The 374-nt window shown below is 46.8% G+C and carries 1 protein-coding gene; it reads right to left on the reverse strand.

Features of this window, described 5'->3' with window-relative positions:
• Positions 1-374: hypothetical protein (locus tag D0S45_20985; GenBank protein TIH02087.1), on the reverse strand; the 374-nt coding region annotated here is incomplete at both ends.

Genomic DNA, 374 nt, shown 5'->3' on the forward strand with positions numbered 1-374 from the left:
CCACCGGAAGATCCGCTTGATCCACCAGATGAAACAGTTCCGGGAACCACAGGATCAAGGATCACACCGGGAGTATCGTCCAGATCATAGTCGCCGTTATCTTTCACTGAATAATTAATTGTGTAGGTCCGTGCGCCCACCAGAATCATCTTCGGGTCAATGTACTGCCCGCTGTTTCCTTCGTCGGTGATCCAGAAATACCCTTCGCTATCAGGATTTTTACCAGAACTGTAAGTAAAACTCTTTGAATCTTTATTCGGGAAAAGCTTGAAAAGAGCTACTTCTTCAGCCTTGCGCTCACCAAGGCTTGAGCTGTTGAAACAGAAATACGCGACTTTCCCGGCTGTTACTGAGGCCGTGAATTCATACTCATT

The organism is Marinifilum sp. JC120 (genome assembly GCA_004923195.1).
Taxonomy (GTDB): Bacteria; Desulfobacterota; Desulfovibrionia; order Desulfovibrionales; family Desulfovibrionaceae; genus Maridesulfovibrio.